Origin of the sequence: Bacillus sp. FSL M7-0003 (assembly GCF_038628485.1) — a bacterium.
GTDB classification, from domain to species: domain Bacteria; phylum Bacillota; class Bacilli; order Bacillales; family Bacillaceae; genus Bacillus; species Bacillus safensis.
On record NZ_CP152024.1, the window covers coordinates 1,150,855 to 1,169,219 of the forward strand.

Annotated in this window: 24 protein-coding genes and 1 riboswitch; of the genes, 17 read left to right on the plus strand and 7 right to left on the minus strand. The window is 42.9% G+C overall.

The window, feature by feature from the left end; genetic code table 11:
• Positions 1 to 5: 5 nt before the first annotated feature.
• A complete protein-coding gene (locus tag MHI23_RS05740) occupies positions 6 to 806 on the plus strand; it encodes an NAD kinase (RefSeq protein ID WP_003211364.1) in 801 nt (266 codons plus the stop codon).
• 8 nt (positions 807 to 814) lie between these two features.
• Positions 815 to 1,717 (plus strand): RluA family pseudouridine synthase, encoded by a 903-nt coding sequence (locus MHI23_RS05745; RefSeq protein ID WP_025093412.1) that lies wholly within the window; start codon positions 815 to 817, stop codon positions 1,715 to 1,717.
• Positions 1,718 to 1,758: 41 nt separating this feature from the next.
• Here MHI23_RS05745 and prpE read toward each other — a convergent pair whose 3' ends face one another.
• Positions 1,759 to 2,502 (minus strand): bis(5'-nucleosyl)-tetraphosphatase PrpE, encoded by a 744-nt coding sequence (gene prpE, locus MHI23_RS05750; RefSeq protein ID WP_056766163.1) that lies wholly within the window; start codon positions 2,500 to 2,502, stop codon positions 1,759 to 1,761.
• A 161-nt stretch (positions 2,503 to 2,663) separates the two neighbouring features.
• Between prpE and MHI23_RS05755 the strand changes: the two genes are divergently transcribed.
• The 10 genes from MHI23_RS05755 (at position 2,664) to MHI23_RS05800 (ending at position 11,684) form a co-directional block, all read left to right on the plus strand.
• Positions 2,664 to 4,505 (plus strand): monovalent cation:proton antiporter family protein, encoded by a 1,842-nt coding sequence (locus MHI23_RS05755; protein ID WP_056766165.1) that lies wholly within the window; start codon positions 2,664 to 2,666, stop codon positions 4,503 to 4,505.
• Positions 4,506 to 4,564: 59 nt separating this feature from the next.
• Positions 4,565 to 4,674, plus strand: a riboswitch (TPP riboswitch).
• A gap of 78 nt (positions 4,675 to 4,752) precedes the next feature.
• A complete protein-coding gene (gene tenA, locus MHI23_RS05760; RefSeq protein ID WP_024425024.1) occupies positions 4,753 to 5,463 on the plus strand; it encodes a thiaminase II in 711 nt (236 codons plus the stop codon).
• Positions 5,438 to 6,055, plus strand: a complete 618-nt coding sequence (gene tenI, locus MHI23_RS05765) for a thiazole tautomerase TenI (protein WP_025093426.1) — start codon at positions 5,438 to 5,440, stop codon at positions 6,053 to 6,055. The genes tenA and tenI overlap by 26 nt, the downstream gene beginning before the upstream one ends.
• Positions 6,039 to 7,151, plus strand: a complete 1,113-nt coding sequence (gene thiO, locus MHI23_RS05770; RefSeq protein ID WP_056766167.1) for a glycine oxidase ThiO — start codon at positions 6,039 to 6,041, stop codon at positions 7,149 to 7,151. The genes tenI and thiO overlap by 17 nt, the downstream gene beginning before the upstream one ends.
• Positions 7,148 to 7,351, plus strand: a complete 204-nt coding sequence (thiS, locus tag MHI23_RS05775; protein ID WP_024426466.1) for a sulfur carrier protein ThiS — start codon at positions 7,148 to 7,150, stop codon at positions 7,349 to 7,351. Before thiO ends, thiS begins: the two co-directional genes overlap by 4 nt.
• 4 nt (positions 7,352 to 7,355) lie before the next feature.
• Positions 7,356 to 8,123 carry a thiazole synthase gene (locus tag MHI23_RS05780; protein WP_056766169.1) on the plus strand — a complete coding sequence of 256 codons (768 nt, stop codon included), beginning with the start codon at positions 7,356 to 7,358 and terminating at the stop codon, positions 8,121 to 8,123.
• Positions 8,120 to 9,133: a thiazole biosynthesis adenylyltransferase ThiF gene (locus MHI23_RS05785; protein WP_056766171.1), complete on the plus strand. Its 1,014-nt coding sequence runs from the start codon at positions 8,120 to 8,122 to the stop codon at positions 9,131 to 9,133. The genes MHI23_RS05780 and MHI23_RS05785 overlap by 4 nt, the downstream gene beginning before the upstream one ends.
• A 16-nt stretch (positions 9,134 to 9,149) precedes the next feature.
• A complete protein-coding gene (gene thiD, locus MHI23_RS05790) occupies positions 9,150 to 9,953 on the plus strand; it encodes a bifunctional hydroxymethylpyrimidine kinase/phosphomethylpyrimidine kinase (RefSeq protein WP_056766173.1) in 804 nt (267 codons plus the stop codon).
• 153 nt (positions 9,954 to 10,106) lie between these two features.
• Positions 10,107 to 10,883: an enoyl-ACP reductase FabI gene (gene fabI, locus MHI23_RS05795; RefSeq protein WP_024425017.1), complete on the plus strand. Its 777-nt coding sequence runs from the start codon at positions 10,107 to 10,109 to the stop codon at positions 10,881 to 10,883.
• A gap of 114 nt (positions 10,884 to 10,997) precedes the next feature.
• Positions 10,998 to 11,684: a CotO family spore coat protein gene (locus MHI23_RS05800; RefSeq protein WP_056766175.1), complete on the plus strand. Its 687-nt coding sequence runs from the start codon at positions 10,998 to 11,000 to the stop codon at positions 11,682 to 11,684.
• Positions 11,685 to 11,718: 34 nt separating this feature from the next.
• Here MHI23_RS05800 and MHI23_RS05805 read toward each other — a convergent pair whose 3' ends face one another.
• The 5 genes from MHI23_RS05805 to MHI23_RS05825 all read right to left on the minus strand — a co-directional run bounded on the left by MHI23_RS05805 (position 11,719) and on the right by MHI23_RS05825 (position 14,360).
• Positions 11,719 to 12,162, minus strand: a complete 444-nt coding sequence (locus tag MHI23_RS05805) for a CotY/CotZ family spore coat protein (protein ID WP_024425015.1) — start codon at positions 12,160 to 12,162, stop codon at positions 11,719 to 11,721.
• A gap of 203 nt (positions 12,163 to 12,365) precedes the next feature.
• Positions 12,366 to 12,857: a CotY/CotZ family spore coat protein gene (locus MHI23_RS05810; protein WP_003211658.1), complete on the minus strand. Its 492-nt coding sequence runs from the start codon at positions 12,855 to 12,857 to the stop codon at positions 12,366 to 12,368.
• Between the two features lie 146 nt (positions 12,858 to 13,003).
• A complete protein-coding gene (locus MHI23_RS05815; RefSeq protein WP_025093420.1) occupies positions 13,004 to 13,498 on the minus strand; it encodes a spore coat protein in 495 nt (164 codons plus the stop codon).
• Between the two features lie 88 nt (positions 13,499 to 13,586).
• Positions 13,587 to 13,922, minus strand: coding sequence for a hypothetical protein (locus MHI23_RS05820; RefSeq protein ID WP_024425013.1), 336 nt, complete (start codon positions 13,920 to 13,922; stop codon positions 13,587 to 13,589).
• 42 nt (positions 13,923 to 13,964) lie between these two features.
• Positions 13,965 to 14,360, minus strand: coding sequence for a spore coat protein (locus MHI23_RS05825; protein ID WP_231506869.1), 396 nt, complete (start codon positions 14,358 to 14,360; stop codon positions 13,965 to 13,967).
• A 168-nt stretch (positions 14,361 to 14,528) separates the two neighbouring features.
• On the opposite strand from MHI23_RS05825, the gene MHI23_RS05830 reads away from it, so the two are divergent.
• The 5 genes from MHI23_RS05830 (at position 14,529) to MHI23_RS05850 (ending at position 16,009) form a co-directional block, all read left to right on the plus strand.
• The gene (locus tag MHI23_RS05830) at positions 14,529 to 14,879 is read left to right on the plus strand and encodes a DUF1360 domain-containing protein (RefSeq protein ID WP_034621823.1); all 351 of its coding nucleotides are present in this window, start codon (positions 14,529 to 14,531) and stop codon (positions 14,877 to 14,879) included.
• Positions 14,880 to 14,950: 71 nt separating this feature from the next.
• Positions 14,951 to 15,079: a hypothetical protein gene (locus MHI23_RS05835; RefSeq protein ID WP_268414937.1), complete on the plus strand. Its 129-nt coding sequence runs from the start codon at positions 14,951 to 14,953 to the stop codon at positions 15,077 to 15,079.
• 90 nt (positions 15,080 to 15,169) lie between these two features.
• Positions 15,170 to 15,391 carry a hypothetical protein gene (locus MHI23_RS05840; protein WP_024426458.1) on the plus strand — a complete coding sequence of 74 codons (222 nt, stop codon included), beginning with the start codon at positions 15,170 to 15,172 and terminating at the stop codon, positions 15,389 to 15,391.
• Positions 15,392 to 15,475: 84 nt separating this feature from the next.
• The gene (locus tag MHI23_RS05845; RefSeq protein WP_024426457.1) at positions 15,476 to 15,613 is read left to right on the plus strand and encodes a YjcZ family sporulation protein; all 138 of its coding nucleotides are present in this window, start codon (positions 15,476 to 15,478) and stop codon (positions 15,611 to 15,613) included.
• Positions 15,614 to 15,751: 138 nt separating this feature from the next.
• Positions 15,752 to 16,009 (plus strand): stage VI sporulation protein F, encoded by a 258-nt coding sequence (locus MHI23_RS05850; protein WP_008348417.1) that lies wholly within the window; start codon positions 15,752 to 15,754, stop codon positions 16,007 to 16,009.
• Positions 16,010 to 16,025: 16 nt separating this feature from the next.
• Here the strand turns inward: MHI23_RS05850 and MHI23_RS05855 are convergent, their stop codons facing one another.
• The gene (locus MHI23_RS05855; protein ID WP_342492362.1) at positions 16,026 to 18,338 is read right to left on the minus strand and encodes an ATP-dependent helicase; all 2,313 of its coding nucleotides are present in this window, start codon (positions 18,336 to 18,338) and stop codon (positions 16,026 to 16,028) included.
• Between the last annotated feature and the right edge of the window lie 27 nt (positions 18,339 to 18,365).

Sequence of the window (18,365 nt, forward strand, 5' to 3'; positions counted from 1 at the left end):
AATTCATGAAATTTGCAGTTTCTTCAAAAGGGAATTCTGTATCTGACACGCTCAAAAGTAAAATTCAGACCTACTTATTGGATTTTGGGATGGAACTAAATGAAGAGGAACCGGATCTTGTCATTACGGTTGGTGGAGACGGCACCCTTCTTTATGCGTTTCACCGTTATAGCGACCGTCTAAATGAAACAGCTTTTGTCGGTGTTCATACAGGTCATCTTGGCTTCTATGCTGACTGGGTGCCGAGTGAAATTGAAAAACTCGTCTTAGCCATTGCGAAAACGCCTTATCATATTGTGGAATATCCGATCTTAGAAGTCATTGTCAGATACAACGACGGCGGCAGAGAAGAGAAATATTTAGCAATGAATGAATGTACGATTAAAAGCATGGAAGGGACACTTGTAGCAGATGTTGAAATTAGAGGCCAGCTGTTTGAAACATTCAGAGGTGACGGCCTTTGTCTGTCTACACCATCTGGCAGTACGGCCTATAATAAGGCACTGGGTGGCGCCATTATTCATCCTTCCATTAGAGCCATTCAGCTGGCAGAAATGGCTTCAATCAACAACCGAGTGTTTCGGACGGTCGGTTCACCGCTTATTTTGCCTGACCATCATACTTGTGTGATTAAACCGAGGAATGATGTCGATTTTCAGGTGACCATTGATCATTTGACACTGCTTCATAAAGACGTCAAATCCATTCAATGCCGGGTGGCAGACGAGAATGTCCGTTTTGCCAGATTTAGACCGTTTCCGTTTTGGAAAAGGGTGCAAGATTCCTTTATCGGAAAAGGAGAATAAGAAAGAGGTTGTTCCCGCTGGAATACTTTACGTTAAACAAAACCATAACAGCCAAAGAAGAAGGGCTGCTTTTAAAGGAATATTTAATTGATCTTGGCATTTCGAAAAGAATGTTGACGGATATTAAGTTTGATGGCGGTGACCTCCTCATTAATGGAGAGCATGTTACCGTGAAGTGCGAGCTGCATGAAGGGGACAGACTCACCATTTTATTTCCCGAGGAAAAAGTGAGTGAAGGGCTGAAGCCTGCACCGATTCCACTTGATATTATATTTGAGGACGAGCATGTCCTTGTGCTGAATAAAAGGCCGTATATTCCTTCGATCCCTTCTCGGGAGCACCCTGAGCACAGTATTGCGAATGGATTACTGCATCATTATGCCAAGCAGTCTGTTCGGCATACGGTTCATTTGGTGAACCGTCTTGATCGTGATACATCTGGTGTCATGCTTGTGGCGAAGCATCGCTTTGCCCATAGCCTTTTATCAAAGGCGCAAAAAAGTGGAGCGGTTAAACGAACATACAGAGCCTTTACACATGGCATGATCACAGAAAAACATGGAACGATCGCTGCAAAAATTGCCCGAAAAGGGGATAGTATTATCGAGCGGATGGTTGATGATGCTGGGCAGGAGGCAGTAACGCATTATTCCGTGCGAGCGGTAATCGCTGAGTTGAACATGTCGGATGTGTCTCTCTCACTTGAAACCGGGAGAACACATCAAATTCGTGTGCATATGCAATTTCTTGGGCATCCGCTCATCGGAGATACGCTGTATGGCGGAACGACCGAGCGGATAGACCGGCAGGCACTGCATAGTGAAACCCTTGTGTTTCCTCATCCGATGACAGGTGAGCAAATGACATTTTCAGCCCCGCTTCCTGATGATATGAAATCATTGCTTTTTTAAATAGAGAAACCCGGTCACCTGGAGCGCAGGGCCGGGTTTTTTTATGATGTGAAATGCTGAAATCTAGAATCGTCATAAGGCATGGATGAAGGAACGGAGACCGTTTTAAGCTCAGGGTATGTGAGGGCAGACAGCTTGTTGCCAAATACGCAGCCTGTATCAATATTGACCGTTCTGCCAACGAATCGAGGTTCTTTTACTGGTGTATGGCCATACACAATCCACGGTTTTCCGTGATATTCCTTTGCCCAGTCCTTGCGAACAGGCCGTCCATCTGGCCATGTTTCTCCTGTGACGGCACCAAATAATAAATAGGACCGCATTTGTTTATTCGGCTTTTTTCCAATATCCTTTTCCTTCATCGCTGCGTGTGCAATGATCAGCTCATCAGGAATGAGTACATCATAAAGCGGAGCCTTCTCGAATAACTGCTTAAATTCATGTGACAATTTGTTTTGTTCATGGATTGGCAGTTTTTTTATTTCGTTCACTGTTGTTTCGATGCCATGAAGCAATTTGACGGGATTTCCTTTTAAGTAGCGATAAAGCTTAAAGCAGTGGTTGCCAGGTACATAGCGGATTGCGCCGTGTGAATAGGCATGAATGACAAATCGCATGACGTCTACTGACTGAGGTCCACGATCTGTTAGATCACCAACAAGGGCCAGCGTTCTCTTATCAGGATGGACGGGTAATCCATGTTTGAGTTCGTATCCTAGTTTGTGTATGAGAGTAAGCAGCTCTTCGTAGCAGCCGTGGATATCGCCAATGATATCGAATTTCATAAGGTTTCCTCCTGATTTTTTCATCCATTCATCGGTTATAAAGAAGTTTGAATTTTAGAAAATATAACGAATGGCTTTCATTTCATTTGGGCAATTGTTAGAATCAATGCTTTAACGTAAAACTTAAAAAATTAAACATGAATGTTAGGAGGCTTTAGCCAATGGAGCATACATCTGTTTCATCACTCGTTGTCGTTATTATTGTCGCCTTTTTCACCCCTATTTTATTGCACCGATTTAAGCTGACCATTCCGGTCGTTGTAGCTGAAATCATCATGGGGCTCATCATTGGGAAAAGCGGCCTTCAACTGGTTGTCGAACATGATGCGTGGTTAGATACATTATCCATGCTCGGTTTTATTTTTCTGATGTTTTTAAGTGGACTTGAAATAGATTTTTCTTCTTTTGAGTCAAAGAAGAAAGCACGAGAACTTCCAAATGGTTTAAAAGAACCAAATACATTTAAAGCAGCCACCATTATTTTTCTTGGGGTATTTTGTATGTCCTTTATCCTGTCCTATGCGTTTGTACTCGCAGGGTTTATTCAAAATGCCTTTTTAATGACGCTCATTATCTCTACCATCTCATTAGGCGTAGTGGTTCCAACCTTAAAAGAGGAAAAGTTGATGCAGACGAATATCGGTCAAATCATTCTGCTTGTAGCTGTCATTGCCGATTTGGTCACGATGATTTTGCTTGCTGTGTTTTCCTCCATTTATGGAGATGGAACAGGGAACATGTGGCTCCTGCTCTTATTATTTGCTGCAGGCATTCTTCTTTATTTATTTGGCCGCGTATTTAAGACAAAGTCAATTTTTCAGTCGATGTCTAAAGGAACCGTGCAAATTGGGACAAGGGCAATCTTTACTCTCATTATAGTCTTAGTTGCCTTATCTGAATCACTCGGGGCTGAAAATATTCTTGGGGCGTTTTTAGCTGGTGTGCTTGTGTCCCTTCTTTCGCCAAATAAAGAACTCGTTCAGCAGCTGGACTCATTTGGCTACGGATTTTTAATCCCGATCTTTTTTGTGATGGTCGGAGTGGATCTGAATATATGGGCACTGTTTAAGGACCCCACAATTATGATCATGATTCCGCTTCTGTTTATTGCGCTGCTTATAAGTAAGCTCGTCCCGATTCTTTATTTGAAAAAATGGTATGACATGAAAAAGGTCATTGGCTCCGGCTTTTTATTAACTTCAACTTTATCTCTCGTCATTGCAGCTGCGACGATTGGTGAGCGGCTCGGTGTCATTGATCATAAAATGTCAGGAGCGCTGATTTTAGTTGCGGTGCTAACGAGTATTTTAACACCTGTTTGGTTTAAAGCGCTGTTTAAAAAAGAACAAGCGGCAAGCCATAAGAAGCGTGTGACCTTTATTGGTGCAAATCAGCTGACCTTACCTGTCACACTTGATTTACATCAGGATGAATATGACATTCGAATTTTGCATGTGTTTCAAGAAAATAAGGAAGCACTGCTGGCAGACTCTATCTTTGAAGTCGAATCAATTGAACAATACGACGATGAGACGCTGAGAAAGGCAGGCGTCGGCCAAGAGGATGTCCTTGTCGTCGCAACAGGCAGTGAGACGAAAAATAAGGAAATTGCTTTATTTGCAAAAGAAGAAGGTTCAAAACAAGTCATTGCAAGTGTCAACAAAGCAGAGGCAGAGCTGACATTGAAGGAAGCGGGAATTGATACGTTTTCTACTTTCCTGTCATCTAAAACGGTGCTAAGAGCTTTGATTGAAGCACCTGATGCGATTCGATTGCTAACAAATGAGGATTCTTCTTTGTATCAAATTCAAATGAACAATCATCGTTATCATAATGTCATGCTGAGAGAATTTCCTTTCACCGGTGATTTGGTATTTGTCCGCATTTTTAGAGGGGTAGACAGCTTAGTACCGCATGGAGATACGACACTTAGAAGCGGCGACCGTGTGCTTGTATCGGGCTCCAGGGAGTATGTGGCAGGACTAAGAGCCCAATTAGAATGACAATGAACCCTTGACCAATGGACAATTCCTGATTAAGATAGAGGTACAACATCATATATTTGATCCACTAGGGGAGTCCTTTAAAAGGGCTGAGATAAAAGTGTCGACTTTTAGACCCTCATTACCTGAACAGGTTCATACCTGCGTAGGGAAGTGGTGCGGTTTTTGACTATGCTTTTTACAAATTCCAAGCCACTTTCCACGCGGAAAGTGGCTTTTTTATATGGAAAAACAGGAGGAGAGGAACATGACGTTTTCAACAGAATGTAAAGAGGCTGCAGCAACATGGTGGAATGGAAGCTTTACACATCCTTTTGTCAAAGGGATTGGAGATGGCACACTTTCACTCGATCGTTTCACCTATTACGTGATGCAGGATTCTTATTATTTAACTCATTTTGCAAAGGTGCAGGCATATGGAGCGGCGATAAGTGAGGACTTACATACGACGGGCAGAATGGCGTATCATGCCCAGGGCACGTATGAAGCAGAGCTGTCGCTGCATCGGAAATTTACAGAGCTTCTGCAAATTTCTGATGAAGCCATTGAGAACTTTAAGCCTTCTCCCACTGCTTATGCGTATACCTCTCATATGTACCGATCTGTAAAAAGCGGACGGTTTGAAGAGATTTTAGCCGCGCTATTACCGTGTTACTGGCTCTATTATGAGGTAGGTGAAAAGCTGAAACAAACAACACCTGACCATCCAATTTACCAAGAATGGATTTTGACATACGGAGGCGATTGGTTTAAGGAACTCGTCTTTGAACAAGTGAATCGCTTTGATGAACTAGCAGAAAAAGCACCAGACCATGTACGGGCCAATATGAAAGAAAATTTTGTGATTTCAAGCTATTACGAATATCACTTTTGGGAGATGGCGTATCAAAAAGAAATGTGGCAAACAGCATGCTTAGATGGGGTTGGTGCAAATGGAACTCCACGCAGTGACAAATGATTCCATTCCTGCGGGTGAACTGATCAAACAAATAAAAGCCATAGCGTCTGAAGTGGATTTTATTCATATTCGGGAACGGTCTAAAACAGCAAGTGAGCTTGTTGATCTCGTGAAGAATCTCCTTTTAGAAGGTGTACCGAAAGAAAAGCTCGTAATCAATGACCGCGTAGACGTTGCACTGCTTACCAATATTCACAGGGTGCATCTCCCGGGCCACAGCTTTTCGCCAAAAGAACTGCGAAAAAAATTTCCTCACCTTCATGCGGGAGTATCTGTCCATTCGATAGAAGAAGCGAAAGCAGCAGAGAAAAATGGAGCAGAGTATGTCATGTTTGGGCACATATATGCTACCTCTTGTAAACCAGGACTTCAGGCAAGAGGTGTACATCTTGTGAAAGAACTGACTTCTGCACTAACGATTCCAGTGGTGGCCATCGGCGGGGTGACCCCAGAACGAGTTCCAGAATTGAAACAAGCAAATGTGAAAGGAATTGCTGTCATGTCTGGGATTTTTGCTCATCATCAGCCGCGTATGATGGCACAAGCATTTTCTGAAAAGGTAAAGGAGAATCCTTATGAAAAAGCATTATGACGTTGCAATCATTGGTGGTGGAATCATAGGGGTCTCCATCGCCTATCACCTTGCAAAAGCAGGAAAACAGGTGGTCTTATTTGAAGCGAATGAGATAGGGAAGCAAACGACAAGTGCGGCTGCCGGGATGCTCGGTGCACATGCTGAAGGAGAAGGTCATGAGGATGTTTTCTTTAAGGCAGGCAGAGCAAGCCAGGCATTGTACGAAAAATTAAAAGTCGATCTTCTGCATGAATCAGGCATTGATATTCGAACTTCAGCGGGCGGTATCATGAAGGTCGCCTTTACAGAAGAAGAGAAACAAGCCCTTTGCCGGATGCAGCATTTGTCTACATTTAAATGGCTTGACGCAAGCAGCGTAAAAAAATGCATGCCTCAAGTTACAGATCACATGCTGGGAGCAGGTTTGATTGAAGAGGATGTGCATGTGGAACCTTACGCTGTATGCAGGGCTTTATGGCAGGCGGCGGTCCGGTACGGGGCAGATGTGAAAGAGTGTACACCTGTGATCGAAGTGAAGCGGGACAAAGAAGCGTTAACTGTCAGAACAACGAAGGGCACATTCACATGTGATGACCTGACAGTCGCAAGTGGTGTATGGTCTGGCCGTTTTTTTGAAGAACTCGGATTATCTCATTCTCTTTATCCAGTAAAAGGGGAATGTGTGTCTGTATGGAATAATGGTCCGGCGCTCGCACACACCATTTATCATGATCATTGTTATATCGTTCAGCGAGATAGCGGAAAGCTTGTTATCGGCGCAACAATGAAGGCAAACGAGTGGCAGGCTGTTCCAACGCTTGGCGGCATGGAAGCTGTGATTCAAAAGGCGTCTCAGCTTATGCCTTCTATTAAGGAGATGCCGATTGAAGAGTGCTGGGCAGGCCTTCGTCCGGCGACAAACGACCGGCATCCTTATATCGGAAGACATCCAGAAGACAAGCGTATTCTTTTTGCTGCAGGGCATTACAGGAATGGCATTTTACTTGCGCCGATTACTGGAGAAATCATTCGTGACCTGATATTAGACGAACCGGTCAAAGAGGAATGGCTTCACGCGTTTCGTATTGGACGAAAGGAGGCACTATTCGTATGAAGATTCAATTGAATGGCAGAATCGTTGATTTCGATCAAGAGAATGGAACGATTTATGATCTGCTATCAGCCTATCAGCTTGAAAACCGTGTGGTGATCGTTGAAAAGAACCATGAAATCATTGATAAAGAAGCGTTTCAACAAGTAGAAATTCAACCAAATGACACGATTGAAATCGTTCATTTCGTAGGAGGAGGATGATCCAATGCTGCACATTGGCGGAAAAACATTCACATCAAGACTATTACTCGGAACAGGAAAGTACCCATCATTTGAGGTTCAAAAAGAAGCGGTGAACGTATCGGAAGCCGAAATTTTAACCTTTGCCGTCAGAAGAATGAACATATTCGAAGCATCTCAGCCTAATTTTTTGGAGCAGCTTGATTTATCAAAATATACGCTGCTTCCGAATACAGCTGGAGCAAGTACAGCAGAAGAGGCAGTGCGTATTGCCCGTTTAGCAAAGGCTTCTGGGCTTTGTGACATGATCAAGGTAGAAGTCATTGGCTGTTCAAGGTCTCTTCTGCCAGATCCAGTTGAAACATTAAAAGCATCTGAAATGCTGCTCGAAGAAGGATTTATCGTGCTGCCATATACATCTGATGATGTGGTGCTGGCAAGAAAATTAGAAGAACTCGGTGTCCATGCTATCATGCCTGGTGCTTCACCGATTGGTTCAGGCCAAGGCTTACTAAATCCTTTGAATCTCTCATTTATTATTGAGCAGGCGAAGGTGCCGGTCATTATTGATGCTGGCGTAGGTTCTCCAAAAGATGCAGCTTATGCGATGGAGCTTGGAGCAGACGCTGTATTACTAAATACCGCTGTCTCTGGTGCAAAGGATCCTGTGAAAATGGCAAAAGCAATGAAACTCGCGATTGAATCAGGAAGACTAGGCTATGAGGCAGGACGTATTCCGCTGAAAAGCTATGGGACAGCGAGCAGTCCACAGGAAGGAATGCCGACATTTTGAGCACTCGTTATTCACGCCAAGAGCTTTTTCAGCCAATTGGAACAGAGGGACAAAAGCGGCTAAATGACTCAAAGGCGGTCATTATTGGAGCGGGGGCACTTGGAACCGCCAGTGCTGAAATGCTCGTTCGTGCCGGCGTTGGTTCTGTCACCATTTTGGACCGAGATTATATTGAATGGAGCAACCTTCAGCGTCAGCAGCTTTACACGGAGCAAGACGTGAAGGATCGGCTGCCAAAAGCTGTGGCGGCTGAAAAAAGACTCAAGCAAGTAAACAGTGACGTGCACATCAAAGGAATCGTGATCGATGTGACTGCTCACAATATTGACGAACTTGTCAGTGAGGCTTCAATCATTGTCGATGCAGCGGATAACTTTGAGGTAAGAATGATAGCAAATGATGCCGCTGTCAAACATCAAATACCGTTCCTTTATGGGGCCTGTGTCGCCAGTTATGGCATTCAATTCACAGTGATCCCTGGTGAGACGCCGTGTTTACACTGTCTGCTTGAACATTTGCCCGCCCAAGGCATGACATGTGATACAGCAGGTATCATTAGTCCAGTTGTGCAGCAGGTAGCCGCATATCAAGTGGCAGATGCACTTAAATATTTAACAGGACATCAAGTGACGCCAATTTTAAAATCCTTCGATTTATGGAAAAATGAACGCTCTGACATTCGGTCGGCCGCGTCTTTAAAGAAGAAGCAATGTCCAAGCTGTGGACTGAAGACCTATCCATTTCTTTCATATGACAGGAGAGCGAAGGCAGATGTACTATGCGGCCGCAATACGGTACAAATCCGCAGTGCAGCAGAAACACCGCCGCCTTTACATGAAGTAGCTCTTCGGTTAAAGAAAGCAGGAATGGATGTGCTTGAAAATCCATATTTGCTTTCGTGTCAAAAGGATGAGTTTAAGCTTGTCTTATTTAAAGATGGCAGAGCGCTTGTTCATGGTACGAATGATATTGCCAAAGCAAGAACCATTTATCATCAATGGATTGGCTAATGAGAGGTGTGAAGAAATGACGATCAAAAAAGCATTCACAATCGCGGGTTCTGATTCTGGCGGCGGAGCAGGTATTCAGGCAGATTTGAAAACTTTTCAGGAGCTCGGTGTGTACGGAATGTCTGCGATCACAGCGATTACTGCGCAAAACACACTAGGTGTTCACGGGATATACCCGCTTTCAATTGAGGCGTTAGAGCGTCAAATAGATGCAGTGGCAGAAGACTTACCGCCAGATGCCGTCAAAACAGGGATGCTGTGGAGTGCAGACATGATCAAGATTGTAGCTGAAAAAACGGTTCAATATGATATGAAGCTGATTGTAGATCCAGTCATGATCGCAAAAGGAGGGGCCTCTTTATTAAATGAAGATGCGGTCGCTGCGATGAAAACACACTTGCTGCCTGTCAGCTATGCTGTAACGCCGAATCTTCCTGAGGCAGAAGTACTGACAGGGATACAAATTCAGACGAAAAAGGACCGTTATGTGGCAGCGGAGCACCTTTATGAGCTAGGTACGAAACATGTCGTGATTAAAGGCGGCCATGGTCCATCTGATGGGATGATTACAGACCTGCTGTATGATGGAAAAGGCTTTATTGAAGTCACAAATGAACATATTGATACACCGCATACACATGGCACAGGCTGCACGTTTGCAGCAGCATTAACAGCTGAAATTGCGAAAGGATATTCGATGCAGGAAGCCTTTGAAACAGCAGAAACCTTTGTTCATGAAGCCATTAAATTCCCTTTGCGTATTGGATCTGGACACGGACCTACGAACCATTTTGCTTATCAGCAAAACAGAATCAAATGATAAAGGAATCGAACCGTCTTCACTTATGAAGACGGTTTTTTCGCGAAAATGAAACTTTCTTTCAGCGGAAATTGTCATTCTCTTATGATCTGTGATAATATTATGATCAGGTACTAATACTATGTCTTGAAAAAATAGGAGGCTTTATTACATATGAACTTTTCTTTAGAAGGCCGTAATATCGTGGTTATGGGTGTTGCCAATAAACGAAGCATCGCTTGGGGAATTGCCCGCTCACTTCATGAAGCTGGAGCTCGTTTGATTTTTACTTATGTTGGAGATCGTCTTGCTGAATCGGTAAAAGAGCTGGCAAGCACACTTGAGCGTGATGATTCAATTATTCTTCCATGTGACGTGACAAGTGACGAAGAAATCGAAAAATGTTTCGCTGCAATTAAAGAAAAAGTACAAGTCATTCATGGCGTTGCGCATGCCATTGCATTTGCAAACAAGGAAGAGCTTGTTGGCGAATACTTGAACACGAACCGTGAAGGTTTCCTTTTGGCGCACAACATTAGTGCATACTCATTAACTGCTGTAGCCAAAGCAGCACGTCCATTGATGACAGAGGGTGGAAGCATTGTGACGCTTACATACCTAGGCGGAGAGCGTGTTGTATCAAACTACAACGTAATGGGTGTAGCGAAAGCATCACTTGAAGCAAGTGTGAAATATTTAGCAGCTGATTTAGGCGCAGAAGGTATCCGCGTGAATAGTATTTCTGCTGGTCCTATTCGTACGTTATCTGCAAAGGGCATCAGCGGCTTTAATACCATTCTGAAGGATATTGAAGAGCGTGCACCGCTCCGCCGTACAACAACTCCTGAAGAAGTTGGCGATACAGCTCTATTCTTATTCAGTGATCTATCTCGCGGCATGACAGGTGAGAATCTGCATGTTGATTCCGGCTTCCATATCATTGCCCGCTAAACGAATACATGACTTGCAGCATACCGATGAAGGGTATGCTGTTTTTTTATTTTTCTTCTGATTTGAGGCCTCCGTTCATATATATAAGGAATGAATCATTCGGGAGGGATTAGTATGTCAAATAAAGGTGATGAGAATCAAAAGCCGCTGATGTATATTGTTCAGCCGAGCTATCAAGAATCAAAGCCGGCCATGCAAAATATTGTGAGAAAGCGAAAGAAATCAGAAAAACAGCCAGAAAGTGAGACCAATGCAAAAGATGTGATCAAAGAAAGCACGCAGGAGGAACCTGCCGCTCAAGAAATAGAGCATAAAAAAGAAGCCGAGCCGCCTAAACTTCAACAAGAACGAGATATGACAAACGAATCTGAGTTTACAGAAGAACAAGAGATCACACAAGAAGCAGAGGCTACACAGGAACAAGAGGATACACAAGAAGCCGAACGTACACAGGAACAAGAAATCACACAAGAACCAGAGCTCATACAAAAGCGAGAGCCTCAAGAAGAAGAGGGAAATCAGCCAGAAGGTGTCTTTCATGAAACAAAAGAAGAACCAAGAAGAAAACGAGTGAAAAAGCCTTTAAGTCAGATGAGTATTGATGAAAAAGTCGATTTTCTCACAAGACTGCCTCATAATATGCCAAGAGCTCTTTGTCTGATTGAAGCTGATGGTAAAACATATAGAGGAATCATCATGGATCGAAAAGATGATACTGTGATCATTCGTACAGCAGGTGGGGGAAATCCAGTCGAATTAGCGATTGCTGAGATTACTTCCATCCATCCGCTAGGTTTTTAACTAATAAAAAAAGTCCCTTATAGGGACTTTTTTGTTAGCAGTTACGATTGATGAGTCGTGGGTTTAGGCACTCGATTGCGCAGAAGCAGTCAAGGTCTACTTCAATGCAATATTTCGATTTTTCTAATCGGAACACATCACATAAGGAATCTTTATCTGTAAAATCTAAAATATGACGGTCTTTGTCAAATGCGATAAGCAAGCTGAGTGTTGCACAGTGATCACAGATATGTTCGACTCTGAAAAATGCAGTGCTGAAGCAAGGGCCTGGATCTACTTCTCCGACGTTTCCGAATGCGACGAATGGTTTTGATTTGGATGTAAAGAGAACAAACGGGACAGTGTCACCTAATGAATGTGATGGAGAAAGGAGATTGCTGTAACAGCTTGTCGGGCACTCTTCTTTGACAGCATTTTGCAAGTCGCTAATGTTTTCAACAGCCTCTGTTACACAGCTCCATGAATGGTTGCGGCTCATATTCAACCCTCCTATACTAGGAAATTTGTTTGAGTGTTTGAGCACTGTCATCATCTACAAGCTATCTTTGCCGGCTCGTGCATCTACTTTTAACCAATGCGGAAGCGGCCGCTTCTTATGCTGACTGCTCCGCATGATTGGCTGTCATTCGTGAGGAAGGGGATGCTTTGACTTATGACAAGTTAGATCAGCGGCCTGTTGATTTAGCCGTGGTGATGATGCTTTTTATCTTTCGATGGCATGACTCTGTCGACAAGCTCTGGGTTTAAGCATTGGATTGCGCAGAAGCAGTTTAAATCAACCTCAATACAAAAGTCCGTTTTTTCTAGACCAAAGAAGTCAGGGTCACAAGGGTGACACACGCTCAGCGTATGTCCGTGTACATCAACAGGTCTTAATACAGATAACGTAGCACAGCAGTCGTGTAATTTTTCAACCCGGAAGAAAATAGATTCGAAGCATTGGCAATCGTCAACGAATCCTCCAATGTTTCCGAAAGTAGAGAACAACCCGCCCTTTTTATCAAAAAGTAAAAACGGAATCGTATCTTTTCCAGAAACTGTTGGGCTTAATAAATTACTGTAGCAGCTCGTAGGACATTTATCTTCTACAGCTTCCTGCTCTGCTAAAATCTTATCAACCGCATCGCATACACAGTTTTCATCATGTCGGCCATGGTGTTTTCCGCAGCTCATGGATTTCAGCTCCTTTAACAAGGTATTTGACTTTAGTCCTTAACAACATATGTATGCGCCCTCTAGTTGGTGTGGGTAAATGACCATTTATATTTGTTGTATTTTTATAAAAGGAAAAGCAGAGCTTTTCGCTCTGCTTTTGGACATTAGAGGATACCGATTGCAACGATTGTCGCAACAAGTGTTTGTGTAAGTGTTTGGATTGCGATAGAGATGTCCGCATCGATTGTAGAGACTGTAACGTTTCTTGAATTTTCGATGACAAGTTTTTGGCGGTTTGTTTGTTTGTGAGTAGCTGCTTGTAAGAGATCCTGCGTGACGCGGTCTGCCAAATCACCGTCTGCGATTGAGATATTTGTAATGGTGATGATCGCTGTTTGAATCGCTACTTGGATAGATGCTGCAACCTGTGCATCGACAGAAGATACGTTAATGTCACAAGAGTCTCTGACGATAATGACTTCCTCAGATGTCTGCTTTGTGAAGCTTACTTGATCCAAGTCTTGTAAGACATCTTCATCATCATAATAGTCGTCACAAAGTGCTTTTCTTTCATAATTGCAATCGTCGTGGTGTCTGTGGTGTCCGTGGTGTGTACAGTTACGATCTAGAGCGACCCAAGAATATGGTTTAGAATCCATTTCTATTCCTCCTTCCGTTTACTTTATTAAATGCTGGAATGCGTGGTTTTGTCTCGGGCATTTACCCTAGCAGGCAACCCATTTTTATTTAATCGTTATTACGCTGCGCATTACGACGCTGCTGAATACGATTTCGAAGTGAGTTTCGATTTGGACGTACTTTTGGTTCAGGCACTACTTCTTCCGGCTGTTTTGCTGCCTCAGCCTGCCTTTTTTTCTCCTGCTGCTGTTCTACGAAATCATTTGCTTTCTTTTGTAAGTCCTCGACTAATTTCAAAATCATTCTTCTTTGATCGTCTGAAATTTTTGCTTTCTGATCATCAGTGATATTGTTTTTGTTTAACACATCACTGACAAGAAGACTTGTTAATGGGTCAATATCAGTATTGATTTGAAACTCCTTTTTTTCGTTCTCTTCAGCCACGATGATTTCACCTCTTTCATACGTCATTAGAAAAAGAAAGGGTCAAAGAATGCCGGCTTCAACTAAGAGCACATTCAATGTTTGAGTGAGAATTTGGACGGAGTTCATAATGGATGCATCTGATAATGTAATCGTAATGTTATAGCAGTTGATGATTTGAATCACAGTTTTCTTTTGGACTTCCACTTGTTGTGTGGATAAAAGCTGGTCTGTGATGTCAGCAGCCAATTCATCGTCTGGTACAAGAATTTGGATTAAAAGAGTAATGATTGTCGTTACGGTCGCTTGAAGGGAGAGTGCGGCTGTTACATCTGTTTTATGAATTGTGACATTTTCGGAATCTTTGATCTCAATGAAATCATCATAATTGCTGATTAATTCGTTTAACAGTTGTGTATATAATGTTTCAGCACTTTCTTCAATAGACAATACTTTCACTCCTTTCTTATCTATACATTATTTAATGCAACAAGGACGCAAGGTGGAATCGGAAAGTGTGAAAAAGTACAACCCAATTTTATTTCCGCTCGATTCATCATGACGGTCTTTTTTCTTGCATATATAAAGAAAGGACGGAAAAAGAAGAAAGAAGGAGGTGGAGGCTCCCTGAGCGGTGCTTTGTCATTTGTCGTGTTTGCCCTCGCATCCTTTAGACTGACGAGACTGATTGTGTTTGATACCATTACTGCGCCATTCCGCCGTCTATTTCATGAAGAACAGGAAGAGGTAAACGAACAAGGTGAGGTCGAAACATATATCATCATTAAAGGGGAAGGACTGCGGTCTTGGGTTGGAGAACTGTTAAGCTGTTATTGGTGTACTGGCATATGGTGCACTGCTGCCTTGCTTCTGATATACATACTTTTTCCTGTCATCAGCATGTGGCTTAATTTACTATTAGCGATTGCCGCAGCAGCAGGCATCATTGAAGCGATCGTCTCGAAGCTTGTGAAATAAACAGGCATTCTGATCAGACACGCTTTCAATAAATGCATATACTATCATGGAATAGGAAAGGAAGGGTTGCGATGAAACCAACTGAAACACCGTCACATATGCTTCAAGGTTATCCAGCGCAGTCAAATCAACAATCTATATATACGAAGAAAATCAAGAAAAATGGCTGCGGCTGTGGAAACAAAAAGAAACCTCAATAATAGAAGAGAAAAACAAAAGCCGGATTTATCCGGTTTTTTTGTTGCCCTTTTTTTGAGTGGTGCATATGTAAGAGAGAAGGGGTGACCAGAATGGATGCATTCGAACAATTAATCGGTTCCTTGTTCACTAAACCCCATGATGGGAAAGAACAAGCGCACGAAAAGGCTGAAATGGATCTAACGGATAAAGCGAATGATCTTGAGGAGCACTTAAAAGCATTTGGCGTGAAGATGGAGGCTTTTGCGAAAGAAACAGAAGCATTCATGGTGCGTCATAGAGAGGCAGATTACATCTTTAAACAGCAGAAATAAAAATTCCGCACTTTTTTATGTGATCGTCCAAACCATTTCTTGCATTTTTCATACTTTGTAAGGGAGAAGAGGAGGTGCTTAAATATGAGTTACGGTTACGGTGGCGGTTCTTGCGGCGGCTACGGTGGAGGCTACGGCGGCGGATATGGATCAACATTTGTTCTTGTTGTCGTGCTTTTCATCCTTTTAATCATCGTTGGTGCTTCTTTCTTTAACTACTAAACAGTAAGAAGGTGAGGGAAGCAAGGGGGAAGCCTTTTGCTTTCCTTTCTCTTTGGTCAATCAAGGCTTTAGGATAGGCACATATCCCGCCTATTTTCATATAGTAAAGTGATTACTCCACAAAGAGGAGGCAAATGAATGGATAATAAATTCTTTAAAAGCGTAGAAAACAAAACCGGTGTGAATATGAATGATGTGTTTAAACTTGCAGGCTCTTTGCAAAATGCCAACTTTAAAGATGAGAATACCGTTCGAGGTGTCATTAAAAAAGTAGCGCAGCTTGCGAACAAACGTGTACCTAAAGAAATGGAAGACAAAATCGTTCAATCGATTACAAGTGGAAAAGAAAAGCTTGATTTCAATACAATCGCTAAAATGATGAACAACAAAAAATAAACAACAGGCTCTCCGTTCAAAGGGGGGCCTGTTGTTTTTGCGTAAATAATTCACGGTTTTTCTTTAGAAGAGGATACAAAAAGCGAGAACGATGAGCCGTTTTTCCTCGTCTAAATGATGGAACAGACAGATAAAGAGACTGTTCTGCTCTTGTCATGGCCACGTATAATAAACGGCGCTCTTCTTCCAGTGCTTCTTCATGGCCGTTTCTGAGTTCATCCAGTGAGAAATCATGAGGGAGTGCTCCGTCGACCACACAAGTGATGTATACGGTCTGGAATTCAAGTCCCTTTGCACGGTGGATCGTCATGAGCTGAACACCGGATTCAGCTGTTTTTTCCTTTTCGGCAGACTTCATATGTTCGGCATGTGCAAGAAAGGCTTCAATCGTTTCAAAGCGTTTGGCGGCTGTTTTCACATCACGTACATCATCCGCTCCTTTTTCAAGTACATTCGTATCGTTCACCCGTTTTTTTAAATAATCCCCGAGTCCCATCTTTTGTTCAATAAATGTCACCGCGTCCGATGGCTTTAACGTCCGTAACGTTCGGAACAAAGGAACGATTGATTGTAGCTTTTTCCGTTGAAACGGCTGTATATCTGTCAGTTTTCCGAGCGCTTCTACCATTGAGCAATCTTCTGTGATGGTCAGTGCCTTTAGTGTATTCAGGGTTTGCTGCTTTAAAAAGAAAACCGGCAGCAGCTGTTTTATGGCGGCCACATCATCTGCATCCTGACTTAAGGAAAGAAAGGCGAGAAGAACCCGAACCATTCGTCTGCTGTAGAAGGCTTTGACGCCAGCATCCGTCTCATATGGAATCGCCGATTGATGCAGTCGTTCATAAATCGCACGGCCGCCTGTATTCGTTCGAAACAGCACGCAGAAGTCATTCGGCTTTGCACCATTTTTAATTTTCTCCTGAATATCTGCGACAATCATGGTCGCTTCCTCTTCTTCGTCATATGGATAGAAGAGCATCGGAGGAATTTTCTCCGCGCGCACGGCTTTTAACGTCTTCTCATAACGATGCTGATTTTTCTTAATAATCGCATCAGCACTTGCGACAATCGTATGGTGAGACCGGTAATTCGCATGTAAATGGACGATCTGAGCCGAAGGATAGTCCTGTTTGAATTTAAGAATGAAAGCAGGATTGCTCCCTCTAAAGGCATAAATGGCTTGATCATCATCCCCTACACAAAATAACTGCTCTGATTCTCCGGCTAAAAGCTGAATTAATTGATATTGTACTGGATTAATATCCTGAAATTCATCCACTAAAATATACTGGAATCGTTCTTGATACCGTTTTAGCAGTTCGGGCTGTTCTGTGAGCATATGTAAGCAGGCAATCGCCATATCATCAAAGTCAAATTGCTGATGATCTCGTTTTTGCTGTTCATATGATTGATAGATCGTCCACATGTGTTTTTCCTTTTCATCTTTCAAATCAGGAAGTTCACCTGGTAAAAAGGCATTTTTCCAATAGCCGATCGATTGCAGTACTTGATCGGTAGGATAGTCTTTCTCATCAAGTCCTTCATTCATAATGGCTTTTCGAATGTATTGCTCCTTTTGCCAGTCAAACTTGATCAGATGCTGGCCGTTCCATTTGTTTGCGTCATCGTGAAGCAGCATTTTATAAAAAAGACTGTGGAAGGTGCCTGTCACTACTTGGCTGGCCTGTGAAGGATGAAGCTGGTATTGCTTGCGCAGTCTTTCTTTCATCTCATTGCTCGCTTTTGTGGTGAAAGTTACGAGTAAAATATGGTGAGCAGGAATATGATGATGGGACATGAGATAAGCCGCTCTAGCCGTCAGGACTCTTGTTTTCCCGCTGCCGGCACCAGCCAGCACAAGCATCGGACCATCTAAATGTGTGACAGCTTGAAGCTGCGGTGTGCTAAAGGTGATATTCGGAAAGAGGTCGATCGTATGAACTTGTTCATTCTCTTCTAAATGTAAGGCATCGCTAAATTGAATCGACCTAGGTTCCTGCCAGTCATTTGATTCGTTCGTTTGTGAGATGATCTGTTTGCCGGTTGGAAAACGGAAGCCGCCAAGTTCTTTATAGGAAGCCTTTTCCTCCTGTTCAGCCGTTTGATGATGATCTGCTTGTTCTTCAGCTTTTTCACAAATCTCTTGCTGAGACATATGCTTATGAATAAAAGCGGGTTCATCATGTATATTTAATCTAAAAAAGACCGGTTGTCCGCAATATGGGCAGAATAATTGTCCTTTTTTTCCCTCGTCATGGAGGAATTGATAGTGTTCTCTCGAATACGTATGTAATGAGATCGTTCGATCATGTCGTCGTGCGCATTTCAAAGCTAGTCCTCCAATAGTCAATCAATC